Source organism: Streptomyces sp. NPDC059582 (genome assembly GCF_042735715.1).
In the GTDB taxonomy this organism is placed as follows: Bacteria; Actinomycetota; Actinomycetes; order Streptomycetales; family Streptomycetaceae; genus Streptomyces.
The window spans coordinates 38,683-56,833 of the sequence record NZ_JBHWCC010000042.1 but is presented as its reverse complement, the minus strand read 5'-3'; the positions used below and the strand labels follow the sequence as shown (position 1 = coordinate 56,833).

Annotated in this window: 17 protein-coding genes and 5 tRNA genes; 9 read left to right on the top strand and 13 right to left on the bottom strand. The window is 73.0% G+C overall.

Annotation, left to right across the window (positions count from 1 at the left end; genetic code table 11):
• Positions 1-71 precede the first annotated feature (71 nt).
• A complete protein-coding gene (locus ACFV0T_RS29955; RefSeq protein WP_385785723.1) occupies positions 72-569 on the bottom strand; it encodes a TIGR02611 family protein in 498 nt (165 codons plus the stop codon).
• Between the two features lie 191 nt (positions 570-760).
• Here ACFV0T_RS29955 and ACFV0T_RS29950 point away from each other — a divergent pair, with 191 nt between their 5' ends.
• Together ACFV0T_RS29950 and ACFV0T_RS29945 are read left to right on the top strand one after the other, a co-directional pair.
• Positions 761-1,174, top strand: a complete 414-nt coding sequence (locus tag ACFV0T_RS29950) for an SsgA family sporulation/cell division regulator (protein WP_004002642.1) — start codon at positions 761-763, stop codon at positions 1,172-1,174.
• A 323-nt stretch (positions 1,175-1,497) separates the two neighbouring features.
• Complete coding sequence (locus ACFV0T_RS29945; protein ID WP_385785721.1) at positions 1,498-2,058, top strand: CGNR zinc finger domain-containing protein; 561 nt, start codon at positions 1,498-1,500, stop codon at positions 2,056-2,058.
• Positions 2,059-2,156: 98 nt separating this feature from the next.
• Here the strand turns inward: ACFV0T_RS29945 and ACFV0T_RS29940 are convergent, their stop codons facing one another.
• Complete coding sequence (locus ACFV0T_RS29940) at positions 2,157-2,309, bottom strand: hypothetical protein (RefSeq protein WP_371672706.1); 153 nt, start codon at positions 2,307-2,309, stop codon at positions 2,157-2,159.
• 198 nt (positions 2,310-2,507) lie between these two features.
• Positions 2,508-2,951 carry a hypothetical protein gene (locus ACFV0T_RS29935; protein ID WP_385785805.1) on the bottom strand — a complete coding sequence of 148 codons (444 nt, stop codon included), beginning with the start codon at positions 2,949-2,951 and terminating at the stop codon, positions 2,508-2,510.
• Between the two features lie 391 nt (positions 2,952-3,342).
• On the opposite strand from ACFV0T_RS29935, the gene ACFV0T_RS29930 reads away from it, so the two are divergent.
• Positions 3,343-3,861: a DsbA family protein gene (locus ACFV0T_RS29930; protein WP_385785719.1), complete on the top strand. Its 519-nt coding sequence runs from the start codon at positions 3,343-3,345 to the stop codon at positions 3,859-3,861.
• 32 nt (positions 3,862-3,893) lie between these two features.
• Here ACFV0T_RS29930 and ACFV0T_RS29925 read toward each other — a convergent pair whose 3' ends face one another.
• The 3 genes from ACFV0T_RS29925 to ACFV0T_RS29915 form a co-directional block, all read right to left on the bottom strand.
• Positions 3,894-4,718, bottom strand: coding sequence for a GNAT family N-acetyltransferase (locus tag ACFV0T_RS29925; protein ID WP_385785717.1), 825 nt, complete (start codon positions 4,716-4,718; stop codon positions 3,894-3,896).
• Between the two features lie 151 nt (positions 4,719-4,869).
• On the bottom strand, positions 4,870-5,691 hold the full coding sequence (locus ACFV0T_RS29920; protein ID WP_385785716.1) for an aminotransferase class IV: 822 nt from the start codon (positions 5,689-5,691) through the stop codon (positions 4,870-4,872).
• Positions 5,688-6,737, bottom strand: a complete 1,050-nt coding sequence (locus ACFV0T_RS29915) for a chorismate-binding protein (protein ID WP_385785713.1) — start codon at positions 6,735-6,737, stop codon at positions 5,688-5,690. The genes ACFV0T_RS29920 and ACFV0T_RS29915 overlap by 4 nt, the downstream gene beginning before the upstream one ends.
• A gap of 178 nt (positions 6,738-6,915) precedes the next feature.
• Here ACFV0T_RS29915 and ACFV0T_RS29910 point away from each other — a divergent pair.
• From ACFV0T_RS29910 to ACFV0T_RS29890, 5 genes are all read left to right on the top strand, one after another.
• Positions 6,916-6,988 (top strand) — tRNA-Gly (locus tag ACFV0T_RS29910).
• Positions 6,989-7,025: 37 nt separating this feature from the next.
• A tRNA-Cys gene (locus tag ACFV0T_RS29905) sits at positions 7,026-7,099 on the top strand.
• A gap of 1 nt (position 7,100) precedes the next feature.
• A tRNA-Val gene (locus ACFV0T_RS29900) sits at positions 7,101-7,172 on the top strand.
• Positions 7,173-7,207: 35 nt separating this feature from the next.
• Positions 7,208-7,279 (top strand) — tRNA-Val (locus tag ACFV0T_RS29895).
• 43 nt (positions 7,280-7,322) lie between these two features.
• Positions 7,323-7,394, top strand: a tRNA-Val gene (locus ACFV0T_RS29890).
• A 47-nt stretch (positions 7,395-7,441) separates the two neighbouring features.
• Here the strand turns inward: ACFV0T_RS29890 and ACFV0T_RS29885 are convergent.
• The 4 genes from ACFV0T_RS29885 to ACFV0T_RS29870 form a co-directional block, all read right to left on the bottom strand.
• Positions 7,442-7,738 carry a zf-TFIIB domain-containing protein gene (locus tag ACFV0T_RS29885; RefSeq protein ID WP_385785711.1) on the bottom strand — a complete coding sequence of 99 codons (297 nt, stop codon included), beginning with the start codon at positions 7,736-7,738 and terminating at the stop codon, positions 7,442-7,444.
• Between the two features lie 80 nt (positions 7,739-7,818).
• Positions 7,819-8,904, bottom strand: a complete 1,086-nt coding sequence (locus tag ACFV0T_RS29880) for a phosphotransferase family protein (RefSeq protein WP_385785803.1) — start codon at positions 8,902-8,904, stop codon at positions 7,819-7,821.
• A gap of 264 nt (positions 8,905-9,168) precedes the next feature.
• Positions 9,169-9,363 carry a hypothetical protein gene (locus ACFV0T_RS29875; RefSeq protein WP_385785709.1) on the bottom strand — a complete coding sequence of 65 codons (195 nt, stop codon included), beginning with the start codon at positions 9,361-9,363 and terminating at the stop codon, positions 9,169-9,171.
• Positions 9,364-9,561: 198 nt separating this feature from the next.
• Positions 9,562-9,837, bottom strand: a complete 276-nt coding sequence (locus ACFV0T_RS29870; protein WP_385785706.1) for a hypothetical protein — start codon at positions 9,835-9,837, stop codon at positions 9,562-9,564.
• 196 nt (positions 9,838-10,033) lie between these two features.
• Here ACFV0T_RS29870 and ACFV0T_RS29865 point away from each other — a divergent pair, with 196 nt between their 5' ends.
• Positions 10,034-11,467, top strand: coding sequence for a protein kinase (locus ACFV0T_RS29865; protein ID WP_385785801.1), 1,434 nt, complete (start codon positions 10,034-10,036; stop codon positions 11,465-11,467).
• Between the two features lie 225 nt (positions 11,468-11,692).
• Here the strand turns inward: ACFV0T_RS29865 and ACFV0T_RS29860 are convergent, their stop codons facing one another.
• From ACFV0T_RS29860 to cobT, 3 genes are all read right to left on the bottom strand, one after another.
• The gene (locus ACFV0T_RS29860; protein ID WP_385785703.1) at positions 11,693-12,511 is read right to left on the bottom strand and encodes a TrmH family RNA methyltransferase; all 819 of its coding nucleotides are present in this window, start codon (positions 12,509-12,511) and stop codon (positions 11,693-11,695) included.
• Positions 12,512-12,575: 64 nt separating this feature from the next.
• Positions 12,576-13,808 (bottom strand): uroporphyrinogen-III C-methyltransferase, encoded by a 1,233-nt coding sequence (cobA, locus tag ACFV0T_RS29855; protein WP_385785700.1) that lies wholly within the window; start codon positions 13,806-13,808, stop codon positions 12,576-12,578.
• Positions 13,809-13,952: 144 nt separating this feature from the next.
• A complete protein-coding gene (gene cobT, locus ACFV0T_RS29850; RefSeq protein ID WP_385785697.1) occupies positions 13,953-17,969 on the bottom strand; it encodes a nicotinate-nucleotide--dimethylbenzimidazole phosphoribosyltransferase in 4,017 nt (1,338 codons plus the stop codon).
• Between the last annotated feature and the right edge of the window lie 182 nt (positions 17,970-18,151).

Sequence of the window (18,151 nt, the reverse complement as noted above, 5' to 3'; positions counted from 1 at the left end):
ATGTCAGGGGGTGCCTGTGACCGCCCAGGGCGACGCCGGCCGGTGCCCACGCCCACGTCCCGGATGACTGGTCACTGGTCCTGGTCCTTGATCTTCCAGGGCATCACGACGCCGAACTTCCAGACGTAGATCCCGACGAGGACCGCCACGATCACGAACCCGATGGCCGTCAGGGTGATGTTGCGGCGCCGCACCTTGGGGTCGAGCGCCTTCTGGGCCGCCTCGGTGACCTTGCGCTTGGTCCAGCGCAGCACCAGCTGGGCCCAGACGAACTCGGTCGCCCAGATCGCCATGCCGCCGAAGATCACGACCCAGCCCGGTCCGGGCAGCGGCAGCATGACGATGCCCGCGGCCACGACCGCCAGCCCGATGACGAAGACCCCCACCTGCCAGCTCAGATGCAGCATGCGGCGTGTCTTGACGAACTCGGGCGCCTTGGAGCCGAGGCCCTGCGCCTCGTCGGGGCTCCGCCCCGTCTCGGCCGCGTCGGCCCCGCTCGGCTGCCCGCCCGACTTCGTCGCGTCCGACGCCACGGCGATCTCGGCCGGCTCGTCACTCCCCGTGTTCATGCAACCCAACACTACCCGAGAGAAACGAGTCACCGGAATGGTCGTAGTTCGCGAATCGGTTCTCGGCCGGAAGAGTTACGTAAAGGCACGCAAAACACTCAGAGGGGTTTACAACGGCACCGTAGGTGGCATGTCGATTTCGCCGACGTGCGAATCCCCGAGCGCACACTGAGCGAAAGGCCCTGGCGCTTATGAACACCACGGTCAGCTGCGAGCTGCACCTGCGCCTCGTTGTGTCGAGCGAGTCATCCCTGCCTGTCCCCGCAGGCCTGCGGTACGACACGGCCGACCCCTACGCCGTGCACGCCACCTTCCACACCGGAGCCGAGGAAACCGTCGAGTGGGTGTTCGCCCGCGACCTCCTGGCCGAGGGACTTCACCGTCCCACCGGCACCGGCGACGTCCGTGTCTGGCCGTCGCGCAGTCACGGTCAGGGCGTCGTCTGCATCGCCCTGAGCTCTCCGGAGGGCGAGGCCCTGCTCGAGGCCCCGGCGCGGGCCCTGGAGTCGTTCCTGAAGCGGACTGATGCCGCGGTGCCGCCCGGCACCGAGCATCGACACTTCGATCTGGATCAGGAGCTCTCCCACATCCTGGCGGAAAGCTAGGCCGAGGCCGCCACAGAGCCGCCCGGCGCCGTCCACTCGGGGAGACGGCTCGGGCAACGACAACTGCATACGGTATGCATCGACGCCGTCACCGTGGGGCATCACCCCCACGGTGACGGCGTCGGCGTGCGCCGTGGCCGTCACGGAGAGTTTCCGCCGTCGCGTACACGGGCTCCCCCGGCCGATCCGGGAGCACCGGTCCGGCCGGGGCGCTCCCCCGGCGGGCACGTGCCGGGCGCAGGGCCGTCGCGGTGGCTGTCGGAGCCACTACCATCGGCCAGCATCGGCGGGCGCCCGCCCACCTTCAGGCCAGGGAGCGAAACGTGCTGATCACCCACGACACCCGGTGTGCCCTCGACGCCGTGGTGGATCTGGTCAACACCGCACCGGAGGACGAGACGACCCCGGACGGGCTGGCGGACGTCCCGGCTCTCACGGAGTTCGTACGAAGGCACGACATGAGCGATGTCGGAGTGCTGTCGGAGTTCGACCTGTCGGCGGTGCGCCGGATCCGCGGGCGGTTCGCCGCGATCTTCGCGGCTCCGGACGCCCGGACGGCGGCCGGAATGATCAACGACCTGGTCGCCGCCGCGGGCACCACGCCCCGGCTGACGGACCACGACGGCTACGACTGGCACGTGCACTACTTCGCCCCGGGCGCGTCCGTCGCCGACCACCTCGCGGCCGACTGCGGGATGGCACTGGCGTTCTTCGTGGTGGCCGGGGAGGAGGAGCGGCTGCGCCGCTGTGAGGCACCGGACTGCCGGCGCGCCTTCGTCGACCTCTCCCGCAACCGTTCCCGGCGCTACTGCGACAGCCGCACCTGCGGCAACCGACTGCACGTGGCCGCGTACCGGGCGCGACGCAAGGAAGCGGCGGGCTGAGGTCCCGCGGCGGGCTGCGGGCCGAGGTCCCACTGGGGTTCTGTTCGAGGGATGCGACGCGATCCCCGGCGGGTGGCGCCGGGGAACGCGGGTACGGCTCACAGCATCAGCAGGTCGTGCAACGAAGCCATGAGCAGCAGACACCCGATCACCGCAAGGAAGATCATCAGCGGTGGCTGGGAAAGGGCGAAGAGACATCCGCGCGGCTCGTCCTGCGGCGGCGCGGCATCGCTCTGTGTCGTGTCCAGCATCTCGCCGCGATGATGACGCAGCGGACCCCGCCGACGCGATCAACACGCCCGTAGTGAGCGGGAGTTCGCCGGATTCCGTGACGTCCGGGTCAGGTCATGATCACACCGTGCACAGGGTGTGATCGTTTTCGGACCCGCGCGGACCTTCTGTGTCGTTTCAGTCCGCCCGTGCCCTGGTCCGCGCCGCGCTCCCCCAGGTCATATGCCGTGCTTCTTGAGGATGGCCTCGATGTCGCTGAAGTCGTCCGCGGAGTCCTTGCGGGGTGGCGTCGCGGGCCGGGCGGCCGGGCGCGTGGCCGGTCCCAGCGAAGGTGCCGAGGCGGACGGCTCCACGGCCTCGCGCCGGGCCGCCGAGCGGGCCTCCTTGCGCTGCTTCCGGCTGCCGCCGCCGCGACGCTCCACCGCCCGTGTGGTCGCGAACAGCGCCCAGGCCCCGCCGAGCACGCCGAAGCCCACCCAGGCGCTGGGACTGAAGGCGGTGTCGGCGGCCCAGCCGACGACGCCCGTCAGCACCAGGCCGATGGGGACGAGCGAGTAGGCGGCGATACGGGCCGCCGCGAGGAACCGCTTGCGGTAGGCCGTGACCACCGCGATGCCCAGGCCCGCCGCGGAGACGGCGGAACAGACGGTCTCGGCAATCATCCGGTCCTCCAGGCAGGGGTCGGGCAGGGGGCACTTCGTCCCCTCCATCCTGCACCGCCTTGCCCCTGTCGGGCCATGTTCCGGTCCGACATCAGGGACATCTCCGGGTCGACTCCTCCGAAGGTCCCGGTCGCGGTCACGGACGAATCCGTCGGCCTTCGCGGCCGGTCGAACCGCGCGTCCCGACGGCTGACGCGGCGCGTGTGGCTCCGGAGGTCGCCGAGACCCCGGTAGCCCTGGTAGCCCCGATGGCCTCCGCGGTCATGGCGGTCCCGGTCGCGGCCTCCGGTCCTGATGGACCCGGCAGCCGGCCGGCCCGCCGCCCCCGCCGGACCCGCCGCCCCCGTCGTCCCGTTTGGGGTGGTCGGCGGAAGGCTGGGAGACTGGGGGTATGAGTGACTCCTCCCCCGAACGTCCCGCTGCCACCGCCGTACTCGACGTGTGGTGCGAACTCCAGTGCTCGGACTGCCGTAGCGCCCTCGTCGATCTCCGCGCCCTGCGGGAGCGCTACGGCGACCGGCTGGAACTGCGGCTGCGGCACTTCCCGCTGGAGAAGCACAAGCACGCCTTCGCCGCGGCACAGGCCGCCGAGGAGGCCGTGGAGCAGGGACAGGGATGGGCGTACGTGGAGGCGGTGCTCGGCCGGGTCGAGGAGCTCGACCGCGAGGGTGAGCCCTTCCTGGTCGAGGTGGCCGGTGAACTCGGGCTGGACGCGGAGGAGTTCGACACCGCGCTGGTCGACGGGCGCCACATCCTGATCGTCGACGCCGACCAGGCCGAGGGCAAGGCCATCGGCGTGACCGGCACCCCCACCTACGTCATCGGTGGCGAACGCCTCGACGGCGGCAAGGACCAGACGGGACTGCGCGAGCGCATCGAGGAGATCGCGGACCGGTTGCTGGCCGAGTAGCCGCGATCAGAGCCGGAGCCGGACGGAGCGTCCTACAGCAGAGGCTTGTACAGGACGTGGTCCCGCGTCCCGTAGCCGAGCGACTCGTACAGCCGCTCGGCCGGGGTGTTCCCCGCGAACACGTTGAGCCCGAGGACGCGCCGGCCGGCGGCGATCGCCCGGATCTCCGCCACCAGCATGAGCGTACGGCCGTGTCCGCGTCCGCGGTGGGCGGCTTCGGTCTCGACGTCGTAGACGAAGGCGTCGTCCTCGCGCAGTGCCAGCCACAGGATGCCCACCCGTGTCCCCTCGTGCTCCAGGACGTCGAGGGTCGTGTCAGGGGTGGCGAGTCCTCGCGGCAGCAGCTGCTCCTGGTCGCGGCGCGCCTTGGCGTGGGCCTCGGCCTCGGGTACGCCCCGCTCGATCCAGTCGCGCGCGTACTCCTGCGACTGACGCGCGTACCAGGCCTCGAACTCGGTCTCCGTCATGGGCCTCGCCCGGCTGCCGGCGGGCAGAGCGGGCGGGGTGTCGCCGAGCGGCTTGGCCATGATGCGGTTGCGCGGGACGTAGCCCAGGGTCTCGGCGAGCCGCAGCGCCGCCGGGGCGTCGGCCGGGACGCTCGCCTGGATCTGTCGGCAGCCCCAGCCGCGCGCCACCTCCTCCGCGGCGAGCGCGGCCACCGTGCCCCGGCCGCGCCGTCGGTCCGGCTCCTCGATGCGCAGGTCCAGGATACGGGCCACCGAGTCACCGAGACTCGGGGAGGTGTCGAGGCGAATCCCGCCCACGGGGCGGCTGTTCACGCATACCTGGTAGCGGCGTGAACGCCGTCCGTCGGCGGCGCGCTGGAGCGGCTCGGTCGGCCGCAGGGTCGTGGTCATCACCGGTGTTCTACCCGGTGCCGAGCCCCGGGGCAGCCGAATATCTCCGGTACCTCCCGCGCCCGTACCTCGCGCGCCCGCGTATCCCGCGTCAGCACCTCGCGCGTCAGCGTTTCCCGCGCCCGCGTTTCCCGCGCCCGCGTATCCCGCGTCACGGATCGAGGTCGTCCCCGGACCGCTCGTCGAAGATCCGCATGGCCTTGGCGGTCACCGGGCCGGGCGCGCCCGGGAGTTCGCGCTCGTCGACGCGGTGCACGGCCTGGACGTCGCGCAGTGTGGAGGTCAGGAAGATCTCATCGGCCCGCTCCAGGACGTCCAGCGGCAGGTCGGTCTCCTTGGCGCCCGTCCACTCGACCGTCAACGCGCGGGTGATGCCCGCGAGGCAGCCGGAGGCGACCGGCGGGGTGTGGATCTCGCCGTCCAGGACGACGAAGACGTTGGATCCGGTGCCCTCGCACAGCCGGCCGACCGTGTTGGCGAACAGGGCCTCGGACGCGCCGGACCGGTGGGCGCGGGCCAGCGCGACGACGTTCTCGGCGTACGAGGTGGTCTTCAGGCCGGTGAGCGCGCCGCGTTCGTTGCGGGTCCAGGGGACCGTGACGGCGGCGGTGGAGTCGGGGCGGCGGGTGGTCTCGCCGAGGGCGACGACCAGGGTCGGGCCGTGCTCACCGCGGTCGGATCCCAGCGGGCCCTGGCCGCCGGTGTACGTGATGCGCAGCCGGCCGAGCGGCATCGGGTTGGCCTCGATGACGGCGGCGCAGGCGCGGCGGACCTCGTCGAGGTCGGGGTCGGGCAGGCCCAGGCCGCGCGCGGAGCGGGTGAGCCGGTCGAGGTGACGGGTGAGCGCGAACGGCCTGCCGTCGACCGCCTTGACCGTCTCGAAGATGCCGTCGCCCACGGTGAGCCCGTGGTCGAAGACGGAGACGCGGGCGGACTCGGTGTCCTGCAGCCCACCGTCGAGCCAGATCTTCACTTCAGTGCCTCTCCATCTGCGCTTGCCTCGTACGCTCCCGACGCTACCGCGAGCAGCCGGGACGCCTTCAGTTCGGTCTCCCGCCACTCCCCCTCGGGATCGGACCCCCAGGTGATGCCGGCTCCGGTGCCGAACCGCAGGGCACCCTCGGCCCGGTCGATCCAGAAGGTGCGGATACCGACGGCCAGCTCGCCCTCGCCCCGGTCGGCGTCGACCCAGCCGACGCCGCCGCAGTACGGGCCGCGCGGTGCCGGCTCCAGGGCGGCGATGATCCGCAGGGCACTGGACTTGGGAGCGCCGGTCACCGAGCCGGGCGGGAAGGCCGCGGCGAGCAGTTCCGGCCAGCCCGCACCGGGGCGCAGCTCACCGCGGACCGTGGACACGAGGTGGACCAGGCCGGGGTGCTTCTCCAGGGCGCACAGGTCTGGGACGGTGACGCTGCCGGTGGCGCAGACGCGCCCGATGTCGTTGCGGACCAGGTCCACGATCATCACGTTCTCGGCGTAGTCCTTCTCCAGGAGGTCCGCCTCGGTGCGGCCGGTGCCTTTGATCGGCCCGGACTCGACCGCGCGGCCGGTGCGGCGCAGGAACAGTTCGGGCGAGGCGGTGGCGATCTCCACGCCGTGCCGGGGCAGCCGTATCGTTCCCGCGTACGGCGCCGGGTTGCCGCGGGCGAGCAGTGCCGTGAGGGCGGCCACGTCGGCGTCCGGCGCGACGGGCGCGGACAGGACGCGGCAGAGGTTCGCCTGGTAGACCTCGCCGGCCGCGATGTACTCGCGGATACGACGGACGGCGGCCGTGTACGCGGCACGGTCGAGGGAGGACGTCCAGTCGGCGACCGCCGGGCCGTGCCACTCGCCCGGTACCGGGGCGGGTACCGGCACCTCCCGTACCTCCGCGAAGCGAGCGCAGGTCAGACGGCCCTCGAAGTCGGCGCAGACGGCCCAGAACCCGGTGGATTCGAGCGCCGTGGGGTCGCTGGTGACATCGAGCAGGCCGGTGGCGACGCGGTCACCGAAGCGGGCGAGGGGAGGGAGGTCGAGCACGCTGTCGAGTCTAGGCGGGTGACCTGCGGGTGACCCGGCCGTGTCCCGGCGGGGGGCCTGAGCAGGTACCGCAGGTGGACTCAGGGCAGCACGCTGCGCAAACGCGTTTTTGTGCTGGCCCGGGAATCCGCTAGAGTTCAACACGTCGCCGGGACGCGGAAGCCGACCGAAACGACAGGCGGACGTAGCTCAGTTGGTAGAGCGCAACCTTGCCAAGGTTGAGGTCGCGAGTTCGAGCCTCGTCGTCCGCTCGAAGGAACAGGGGTTTTCCCGATCCCCTACACTCCTGGTGGAGTGGCCGAGAGGCGAGGCAACGGCCTGCAAAGCCGTCTACACGGGTTCAAATCCCGTCTCCACCTCCAAGGACGATTAGCTCAGCGGGAGAGCGCTTCCCTGACACGGAAGAGGTCACTGGTTCAATCCCAGTATCGTCCACTGGCCCGTGAGGGTCTCGATCCGCGAGGATCCCCGCGCGATTAGCTCAGCGGGAGAGCGCTTCCCTGACACGGAAGAGGTCACTGGTTCAATCCCAGTATCGCGCACGCAGTGCCCATGATCAGCTCCTCGGAGTCATCGTGGTCCCGAGGACGATTAGCTCAGCGGGAGAGCGCTTCCCTGACACGGAAGAGGTCACTGGTTCAATCCCAGTATCGTCCACACACCGATTCCCCCGGCCGTCTCGTACGGCCGGGGGAATCGTCGTCTCAGGACGAGAAGAGCATGTGGCCGAAGCTCTTGTGGCGGTGGTGGCCGCCGTAGTGCCCACCACCGTGGTGGCCGCCGCCGTGCGGGGCACCCCAGGCGGGCGCCTGCGGTGCGGCGGGGTAGGCCTGCGGGGCGCCCGGCGGCGGGGCGGGCTGCGACCACTGGGACTCCACGCGGGTCAGCGCCTCCAGCTCGCCGTAGTCGAGGAAGATCCCCCGGCAGCCGCTGCACTGCTCTATCTGGACACCGTTGCGGTTGTACGTGTGCATCGGCGCATGGCACTTCGGACACTGCATGGTCGGCTCAACTCCTCGCCGGTCGATCCTGCTTCGTGTTTCGCCAGGACAGACTCTGTCCGGCTGCGGTCGGTTGCACCCTACTTCGCGAAGTCGCCGCCCAACTCCGGGGGGATCGGACTCATTCGGGCACATGCGTCGACAAGGGACAGCTCCACCTCGTCCAGCGGACGGTCGGCGGCGATCGCCTTGCCGACGGCCCGGGCCGCGCTCTGCGCGGTGAGGGCCCGGGCCGGGACGTCCAGGGCGGGCCACGGATCGCCCTCGGCGGGGACGGCGGGACCGCCCGCCGCGCGGTAGGCGGTCAGGAAGCGGGTCCACTCGTCGGGCGCGAGCAGCCCGCAGGCGTACCAGGCCGCCGGGCGGGCCAGGTCCCAGGCGGGGACGCCCACGCCGAGGTCGTCGACGTCGATCAGCCTCCAGGGGCCGTCCGGGGCCGGGTGGCGTACGAGCTGGCCGAGGTGGAGGTCTCCGTGGCAGAGGGTCGCGCGGTCGGGCATGGGGGCCTCGGCGCGCGCCCAGGCCGGGAGGGTGGCCCAGGCCTGGAGAACCGGGGCGACGGCAGGGTGCGGGGCTCCCGGGGCACGCAGCAGGGCGATGGCGCGGGCCGCCTTGACGGGGCCGCGCATCGGGGGCGGCGGGGCGGGGGCGGGCAGTCGGGGCAGCGTGGTCGGAGCGGGCGCGACGGGGTGGATCGAGGCGGGTGCCGCAGAGGCAGGGGCGGGGGCGGCGGCCGAGGCACGTGCGATCGAGGCAGCGGCGGCCGGGTCGGGGGCCGTCGAGGGCGGCGCCACAGAAGCACGGGCGGCGGCGGCCGGGTCTGCGACCGTCGGGGCGGACGCGGCCGGAGCGGGGGTTCGGTGGAGGTGGGCGAGGAGGGTGGCGGCGGCCTCCCAGGGAGCGGCGTCGGGGTCGTCCGGGTCCACCGGGGTGCCGTACGGCCAGAGGGTCACGAGCCGGCCGTCGAGCGGCGTCGGGCTCGGGTCCAGCGGAGACAGCAGGACGTTCGGGAGACCGGCGGCGACGGCGAGGCGCAGGGCCAGTTCGGTCGGGTCGGTGTCCGGGGCGTGCGCCTTGGCGACGATGCCGGCGTGCCGGACGACGGTGGCGTCGGGGCGGTCGGCGAGGGTCGTGAGGGCGCCGCACGCGCAGCGGCTGCCGTTCACGTGGGCCGCCGTCCTGGCCTTCGCGGTCAGTGTGGGCAGCAGGTCGGCGGTCACGGGTCCCCCAGCGTCGTACGGTTCTGGCCGGGAGCGTACGCAATCTGATCCCGCGGGCCGAGAGGTGCCCCGGCACGCACGGGAAAAGCAATGCCGGCGCAGCTCCCCAGCTGCGCCGGCATTTTTGCCGTCCGCCGCACCCCCGTCCCCACGGGGTTTCATGGGTTGATGTCCCAACCCGGACCGCTCTTCCGGGCCTGGGGTCGCCGCTCAGCGCCCCAGCATCACTCCCACGGACGACGCCTGTGTCGCCACTGTCTCCCAGCCGTCGAAGACGAGGAGGAGCAGCGCCGCCAGGGGGAGGGCCATGAGCGTCGCCACCAAGGGGTGGCGACGGCCTGTCCGGCGCGGGCGCGTGGTGCGCCCCTCGGTGCGGATGAACGCCCGCGGTGCCGTGTAGGCCATGGTCCCTCTCCTGACCGTTCTCAGTTGTCGTTGACAGCGGCGGGTGTCTGACCTCGGGGGACGAGTGCTGCACCCGCCGCTTGACCTCAAATCTAGGCGCGGGGCGTCCGCCGGGCGTCATGCCCTCGTACCGATTGGCGGGCCTCCCCGAGGATGAGCGATGACCTGCGAAGTACTCCCCTGGGTGGAGACGAGGTCCTAGGTCTCGGGGTCTTCCCGGAGGGGGCGTCCGGTGTGCCCCGCCTTTTCCGAGCTGTCCTCACGGGGCACCGGCTGCTCGACGAGCGCCAGGACCCGGTTCGCCATGAAACGGGCCGTACGGACGACCGAGCCGTTTCGGGTGACTTCGCTCACTTCCACCACCCCTCGGCGTATCGCCGTCTCCACTCGGCGGCCCGCCCTGCTCGCCACCACCTCGTACGTCCGAGTCGTGTCACCGGCGTCCACGACTATCTCCACGCGGTCACCCTTCACGGGCTCAATCCCCCTTCTGTGACGAGTGGTTGGCGGTGGGCACAGCGCAAGGCCCCGCTGTGCGCACGCTCCCTGACCACTCTTCAATTCTCCCACCGGGCACTGACAATCCGTCGGGCCGAGAGGGCGCGGCCTCTGCGCGCAGGCGGCTGTGGAAACGTAAGCTGTGCCACGTCACACGGACCGGGCAGCGGGGATGAACATGGCGATGATGCGCCTGAGGCGCGAGGACCCGCGCGTCGTCGGCTCGTTCAGGCTTCACAGACGGCTGGGCGCGGGCGGGATGGGTGTCGTCTATCTGGGCTCCGACAAGAAGGGGCAGCGGGTCGCGCTCAAGGTGATCCGGCCCGATCTGGCGGAGGATCAGGAGTTCCGCTCGCGGTTCGCGCGCGAGGTCTCGGCGGCGCGGCGGATCCGCGGCGGATGCACGGCCCGGCTGGTGGCGGCGGACCTGGACGCGGAGCGTCCCTGGTTCGCCACGCAGTACGTGCCCGGCCCCTCCCTGCACGACAAGGTCGCCGACGACGGGCCGCTGAGCGCGGCCGAGGCCGCCGCTATCGGCGCCGCCCTGTCGGAGGGGCTGGTCGCCGTGCACGAGGCCGGGGTGGTGCACCGGGACCTGAAGCCGTCCAACATCCTGCTGTCCCCGAAGGGGCCGCGGATCATCGACTTCGGTATCGCCTGGGCGACCGGCGCCTCCACGCTCACGCATGTCGGCACCGCGGTCGGCTCCCCCGGCTTCCTCGCCCCGGAGCAGGTGCGCGGGGCCGCTGTCACCCCGGCGACGGACGTGTTCTCGCTGGGTGCCACGCTCGCGTACGCCTCCACGGCCGACTCGCCCTTCGGGCACGGCAGTTCCGAGGTGATGCTGTACCGCGTGGTGCACGAGGAGGCGCATCTGGACGGTGTGCCCGACGCGCTGGCTCCCCTCGTGCGCGCCTGTCTCGCGAAGGACCCCGAGGAGCGGCCCAGCACGCTCGAACTGTCGCTGCGTCTCAAGGAGATCGCGGCCCGCGAGGCCCAGGGCCTGGCCGACGGACGACCGCCCGGTCCGCGCACGGCCGACGCGGACCGGCCCACCGGACGGCTCGCCGGGCCCAGTTACCCCGAGCAGTTGCGGGCCACCCAACGGCGGCCGCAGGGGCAGCCGGGCGCGCAGGGGACTCCGCCGCCCCGGGGTGCCACGCCCTCGCGCGGTCCGGCGCCGACCGTCCGGGGCGGTGGAAACACCCCGTCGCGCGGTGGCAGTTCCTCTCGTGGCGGCAGCACGCCGTCCCGTTCCGGGGCACGGCCCACCCCGGCCTCGCGCGACACCCGGTCCGGCAGCGGCAGTCGAACGGCGCCGCGCAGTGGTACGGGCCGTCCGGCGCCGAGGACCACCGGGGCCGGTCGGAGGCCGGCCAATCCGCGCCTGCTGCGCCAGCGGTTGTTCGTGTTCGTCGTGGTGACGCTGCTCGTCGCGGTGGGCATCGCCGTGGTGCAGGGCTGTCAGGGGCCGGCCCGCGGGCTCGGGGGCGGCGACGACGTCGTACGCCGGTCGACGACGCGGCCGCAGCCTCCGGAGCCGTCGAACGCGGAGCTGATGAAGCAGCGGTACCAGTCGACTGTCCGGGCGAACGACCCGAAGTGACCCCGACCGCTCCCGACCACCCCGGACGGTCAGGACCGCGGGCGGCCCGTGAGGGGGCGTGGAAGACGGCACCCACGGGGCGGACAGCCGGTTGCGACAGCCGTACGAAGACGCCCCTTCGGGCGAGCGCCCGGACAGCCGTAAGGGGCGGCCGTGCGGGCGGACAGCGGTCCGGGGCATCCCGCCGGGCGGAGCACCCCGGGTGGCTCCGACCGCCCTGGACCGTCAGGACTGTGGGCGGCCCGTCGCGACCGCGTAGAAGGCGACCGCTGCCGCCGCGCCCACGTTGAGGGAGTCGACGCCGTGGGCCATGGGGATGCGGACCCATTCGTCGGCGGCGACCAGGGCCTGGGTGGACAGGCCGTCGCCCTCCGCGCCGAGCATCAGGGCCACCCGGTCCATCCTGTGCGGGGCGGCCTCGTCGAGGGACCTGGCCTTCTCGTCGGGGGTGAGGGCGAGCAGTGTGAAGCCCGCCTCGCGGACCGAGTCGAGTCCCTTGGGCCAGGTGTCGAGACGGGCGTACGGGACCGAGAAGACCGCGCCCATCGAGACCTTGACGGAGCGGCGGTAGAGGGGGTCGGCGCAGTCCGGGGAGAGTAGGACCGCGTCCATGCCGAGGGCGGCCGCCGAGCGGAAGATCGCGCCGATGTTGGTGTGGTCGTTGACCGACTCCATGATGGCCACCCGGCGGGCGGAGCGCAGGAGTTCGGCCGCCGTCGGCAGCGGTTTGCGCTGCATGGAGGCGAGCGCGCCGCGGTGCACGTGGTAGCCGGTGACCTGCTCGGCGAGCTCCGGGCTGACCGCGTAGACGGGGGCCGGGAGTTCGTCGATGACGTCGCGCATCACGTCGACCCACTTCGCGGACAGCAGCATCGAGCGCATCTCGTACCCGGCGTCCTTGGCCCGGCGGATGACCTTCTCGCCCTCGGCGATGAACAGGCCCTCGGCGGGCTCGCGCTTGCGGCGCAGCTCGACGTCGGTCAGGCCCGTGTAGTCGCGCAGGCGCGGGTCGTCGGGGTCCTCGACGGTGATGAGATCGGCCACAGGGTGATACTGCCTTGTCCTGGGTGCGGTGCCAACGGCTCGGAACGGGTTGTGTTACCCGGGGTTACGCGGAGGTGCGGAGACCCACGGCGACGACATCGCCGATGACGACGACGGCCGGGGGCCTCACGTCCTGCGTACGAACGGTCTCGGCGACGGTCGCGAGGGTCGCGTCGACGCGCCGCTGGGCGGGCGTCGTGCCCTCCTGCACCAGGGCGACGGGGGTGTCCGGCGACCTGCCGTGCGCGACGAGCGTCTCCGCGATCTTCCCGATCTTGTCGACGCCCATGAGGACGACAAGCGTACCGGTCAGCTTGGCGAGCGAGGCCCAGTCGACCAGCGAGCGCTCGTCATCAGGGGCGACATGGCCGCTGACCACCGTGAACTCGTGTGCGACGCCGCGGTGGGTGACCGGGATGCCGGCCGCGCCCGGCACCGAGATCGAACTGGAGATGCCCGGGACGACCGTGCACGGGATGCCGGCCTCGGCGAGCGCCTGGAGCTCCTCCATGCCGCGCCCGAAGACGTACGGGTCGCCGCCCTTCAGCCTGACCACGGACCTGCCCTGCTTGGCGTGCTCGATCAGCGCGTTGTTGATGGCCTCCTGGGCCATGTACCGCCCGTACGGGATCTTCGCCGCGTCGATCACCTCGACGTGCGGCGGGAGTTCGGCCAGCAGGTCGCGCGGGCCGAGGCGGTCCGCGATGACGACGTCCGCCTCGGCGAGCAGCCGGCGGCCGCGGACCGTGATCAGATCCGGGTCGCCGGGGCCGCCGCCGACGAGGGCGACGCCCGGCGTGCGGGTGCGGTGGTGCGGGGCGACGAGGGTGCCGTCGCGCAGACCCTCGACGACGGCGTCGCGGATGGCGGCGGTGTGGCGGGGGTCGCGGCCGCGCGCGTCCGTCGTGAGCACGGCCACCGTGACGCCTTCGCTGTGCCCGGTGGCCGGGGTCCAGGCGGTGGCCGCGTCGGCGTCGTCGGAGCGGACACACCAGACGCGGCGCGTCTCGGCCTCGGCGGAGGCCCGGGTGTTGGCCTCGTGGTCGCTGGTGGCGATCAGCGCGTACCAGGCGTCCGCGAGATCGCCGTCGGCGTAGGGGCGTCGCTGCCAGGCGATCTCGCCCGCGTCCGCCATGGCCTCGACGGAGGGGGTCGCCTCGGGCGACACCAGCACGATGTCCGCGCCCGCCGCGATCAGCGCCGGCAGACGGCGCTGGGCGACCTGGCCGCCGCCGAGGACGACCACTCGGCGGCCGGTGAGGCGGAGGCCTACGGGGTAGGCGGGGTGTTCGGCCATGAGGGGCGGCTCCTCGTCCTGGCGGTGCGATGGGCGCTACGGCTCTGGAGCGGCCCTGACGTGCGGATTTTAGCCGTGGGTTCAGCCTACGGCGGGGGGTGGGGGCAGGCGACGGACGCCCGGCCGCCCCACCCCCGCCGTCGGCTACTTCTCGGTGACGCCCGCGGAGTCGAACGTCGCCACCTCGTGCATCGCCCGTGCCGTGCTCTGGACCAGCGGGAGCGCGAGCAGCGCGCCCGTGCCCTCGCCGAGGCGCAGGTCGAGGTCGACCAGCGGGCGCAGGCCCAGCTTGTTGAGGGCGGCCACATGTCCCGGCTCGGCGCTGCGGTGGCCCGCGATGCAGGCGGCGAGGACCTCGGGGGCGATCGCCCGGGCGACCAGGGCGGCGGCGCCCGCGCTCACGCCGTCCAGGATCACCGGGGTACGCAGGGAGGCGCCGCCCAGCAGGAGACCGACCATCGCCGCGTGTTCGAAGCCGCCGATGGCCGCGAGGACGCCGATGGGGTCGGCCGGGTCCGGCTGGTGGAGTTCCAGGGCACGGCGCACGACCTCGGTCTTGCGGGCCAGGGTCTCGTCGTTGATGCCGGTGCCACGGCCGGTGACCTCGGCGGGGTCGACGCCCGTGAAGACCGAGATGAGCGCGGCCGACGCGGTGGTGTTGGCGATGCCCATCTCGCCCGTGAGCAGTGCCTTGTTGCCGGCCGCCACCAGGTCGCGGGCGGTCTCGATGCCCACCTCGATGGCCTGCTTGGCCTCCTCGCGGGTCATCGCGGGGCCGGTGGTCATGTCGGACGTGCCCGCGCGCACCTTGCGCGGCAGCAGACCCGGGGTGGCGGGGAGGTCCGCGGCGACGCCCACGTCGACGACGCAGACCTCGGCGCCCACCTGAGCGGCGAACGCGTTGCAGACCGCTCCCCCGCCCAGGAAGTTGGCCACCATCTGGGCCGTGACCTCCTGCGGCCAGGGGGTCACACCCTGGGCGTGCACGCCGTGGTCGCCCGCGAAGATCGCGACGGCCGCGGGCTCCGGGATCGGCGGCGGGCACTGCCGGGACAGGCCGGACAGCTGCGCGGAGATGATCTCCAGCATGCCGAGCGCGCCCGCCGGCTTCGTCATGCGCTTCTGCCGCTCCCAGGCCTCGCCGAGCGCCTTGGCGTCCAGCGGGCGGATCCCGGCGACGGTCTCGGCGAGCAGGTCGTGCGGGTCCTCGCCGGGCAGCGCGCGACGACCGTACGTCTCCTCGTGCACGACCCACGACAGGGGACGGCGCTTGGACCAGCCGGCCTGCATCAGCTCGGGCTCGTCCGGGAACTCGTCGACGTACCCGACGCACAGGTAGGCGACGACCTCCAGGTGGTCGGGCAGGCCGAGGGCGCGGACCATCTCGCGCTCGTCGAAGAAGCTGACCCAGCCGACGCCGAGGCCCTCGGCGCGGGCGGCGAGCCAGAGGTTCTCCACCGCGAGCGCGGAGGAGTACGGGGCCATCTGCGGCTGGGTGTGCCGGCCGAGGGTGTGCCGGCCGCCGCGGGTCGGGTCGGCGGTGACGACGATGTTCACGGGGGTGTCGAGGATCGCCTCGATCTTCAGTTCCTTGAACTGCTTCGCCCGGCCCTTGGGCAGCGACTTGGCGTAGGCCTCGCGCTGGCGCATGGCCAGTTCGTGCATCGTGCGGCGCGTCTCGGCCGAACGGATCACCACGAAGTCCCACGGCTGCGAGTGCCCCACGGACGGGGCCGTGTGGGCGGCCTCCAGGACACGCAGCAGCACCTCGTGCGGGATCGGGTCGCTGCGGAAGCCGTTGCGGATGTCTCGGCGCTCGCGCATCACGCGCAGCACGGCCTCGCGCTCGGCGTCGGCGTAGCCGGGGGCCGCAGGGCCGGTGGACTCTCGTACTTCTTCCACTGCGGCCGTGCTCTCTTCTTCCTGGTATTCCTGGTATTCCTGTTCGGCGGCCCTGGTGTCCAGGTCCTCCGCTCGCTGTACGACGTCGAGGTCCGGGTCCCCGGCGATCTGGGCGGGATCGGGGTCGGCCGCCCTCGGGGCCGGGACGGTGGCGACGGGTTCCGGAGCCTGTGGTTCCGGAGCCTGTGCTTCCGCCGCCTGCGGTGCCGTCGCCCGGAGTTCTTCCGCGGGCAGGACGAGGGGGTGCGGCGGGGTCGGGGCGAGGTGCGGGGTGGTCGGCACCATACCGTCCACGGGGACGAACTGGCCCAGGGTCCCGTCCGGCCGGTGCTCCGGCAGAACCGCGCCGGGCAGGTCCGTGGCCGAGGGGTCCGACGGGTGGGCCTCACCAGGAGCGTCGGCGGCCACGGGGGCCGTGTGGTCGGGCGCCGGCCCGGCGGGCGCGGGGGTGTCGTGGGCCGGGTGCGGCGGCTGGGCGGCGTCCAGCACCGACGGGGCGGGCGCGAACGCCACGGCCTCCGGCGCGGAAACGGGCTCGACCGATTCGGGACCCGGGGCGGGCACGGGCACGTTCTCGTACGCGGCCGGCTCCTGGGCCTGCGGGGCCTCGGCCGCCGCGTAGTCGGCCGCTGTGGGTTCGGCCGCCGTGGGTTCGGCCGCCGTGGGTTCGACGACCTGCGCGATCTGCGGGACCGCCACGGCTTCGAAGCTCTGCGGGCTCTGCGGCGTAGCGACGTCCGCCGGAGCGGCGGGCACGGGGTCGGGGGCCGACACCGGCTCGGACGTGTGGGCGGCGGCCATCGGGACGACAGCTTCCGGCACCTGATCGTGAACCGGCGCGGCGGGCAGCACGGGACCCTGCCCCGCGCCCATGACCACGACGCCGTCGGGAGCCTGCGCACCGTCCACGGCCACCGCGCCGCCGGGGGTGTACCCGGCGTCCGGGACCGACGCGGCGGCGGGGTCCTGCACGGGGTCTGCGTCGACGGCGGCAGCGGCAGCGGCAGCGGCAGCGGCAGCGGCAGGCGACATTCCCTCCGCGTCCTGGCCCTGCACGGCATCCGCGCCTACGGCGGCACCGAGGGCCGGTACGGCGTCCGGTGCGGTCTCGGCGCCCGGGATCGCACCGGGGACGTGACCCGCGTCAGCGACGGGCTCGACGGGCGTGACGGGCTCGACCGATTCGGGGCCGGCCGTCCGACCGCCGTCCGCGGCGCCCTCGGGCCCCGGAGCCTGACCGGCCTCCGCGACCGTCTCCGGGCCGGGAGTCAGACCCGTCCGCACGACACCTTCGGCGCCCTGAACCTGACCGGTCTCCAAGACCGACTCCGGGCCGGCGAACCGACCGGCGTCCGCGAGGCCGTCCCGTCCCGGAACCTGACCGGCGTCCCCGCCGGAACCGGCCACGGGGAAGTGCCCTGCCACGGGCTCCACGTGTTCCACGGGCTCCGCCGGCTCCGCGGCGAACGCGGGCGCGGTGACCGGACCGGAGAGCCCGGCGGCGGCCGCGTGCCCGCCGTCCTGCGTCTGCGGCGGCATCTGGTCCACGGCCACCGGGACCGGCACCGCCTGATCGGCCCGGCCGTCCCGGAACTCCGCGTCCGTCTCTTCCGGCTGGGCGGTCGCCGCGACCGCCTCCGTGGCGATCCGGGCCATGACGGCCTGGGCCGCGCCGACCGGTTCGGGCTGGTGTTCACCGACGGGAACAACCGTTTCCGCAGGATTCACCCCGAGATCCGCCGACGGCTGTGCCACCACCTGGGCACCCCAGGGCGCGGCGGCCTGCGGGTGCATCTCGCGCAGCTGCGGGACGTCGAGGTACTCGGGGCCGGTCGTCGCGGGGCCCGGCTGCCGTACGGGCGCGCCCGCCGGGCCACGGTCGGCGAGGGAACGGACCGGGCTGGCCGAGGTGTCGGGGATCTGCGGACCGAGGTGCAGGGGCCTGCGGGGCTGGACGGGCGTCGCAGGAGGCGTCGGGTTGGGCAGCCGAACGCCGCTCAGGTCGACCGAGCCGCTGTCCCGGCCGGCCAGCTCGTGCGGGCTCGGCTCGTGGACGGTCTCGACGACCGGTTCCGGCGCCGGCGGAGCCACCTCGTTGCCCCAGGCGCTCTGGGCGCCCGGCAGCAGCAACAGGTCTTCGTCCTCGGCGGTGGTCTCGGAGAGGTAGGTGTACGCACCCGGCGCGGGGACGCCCGGCTGCTCCACCATGCCTGAGTTCTCCGGCAGCCCCTCGCCCGGGATCTGGCCGGTGTCGGTCATGCGTACCCCTCGCCCATCGGTTAGTGCCTCTACGACCAGCTCACCGGAAACGGCGCACCGACCGCCCCCGCAGTGAAGAACGAGCGTGCATGCCCAGCGGCACGAACGAGCCGACCGTAAAAGGCGACAAAGCCATTAGGTGGCATTGTCCCGGCCGTTCCGCCGTCACGACAGGTTGATCC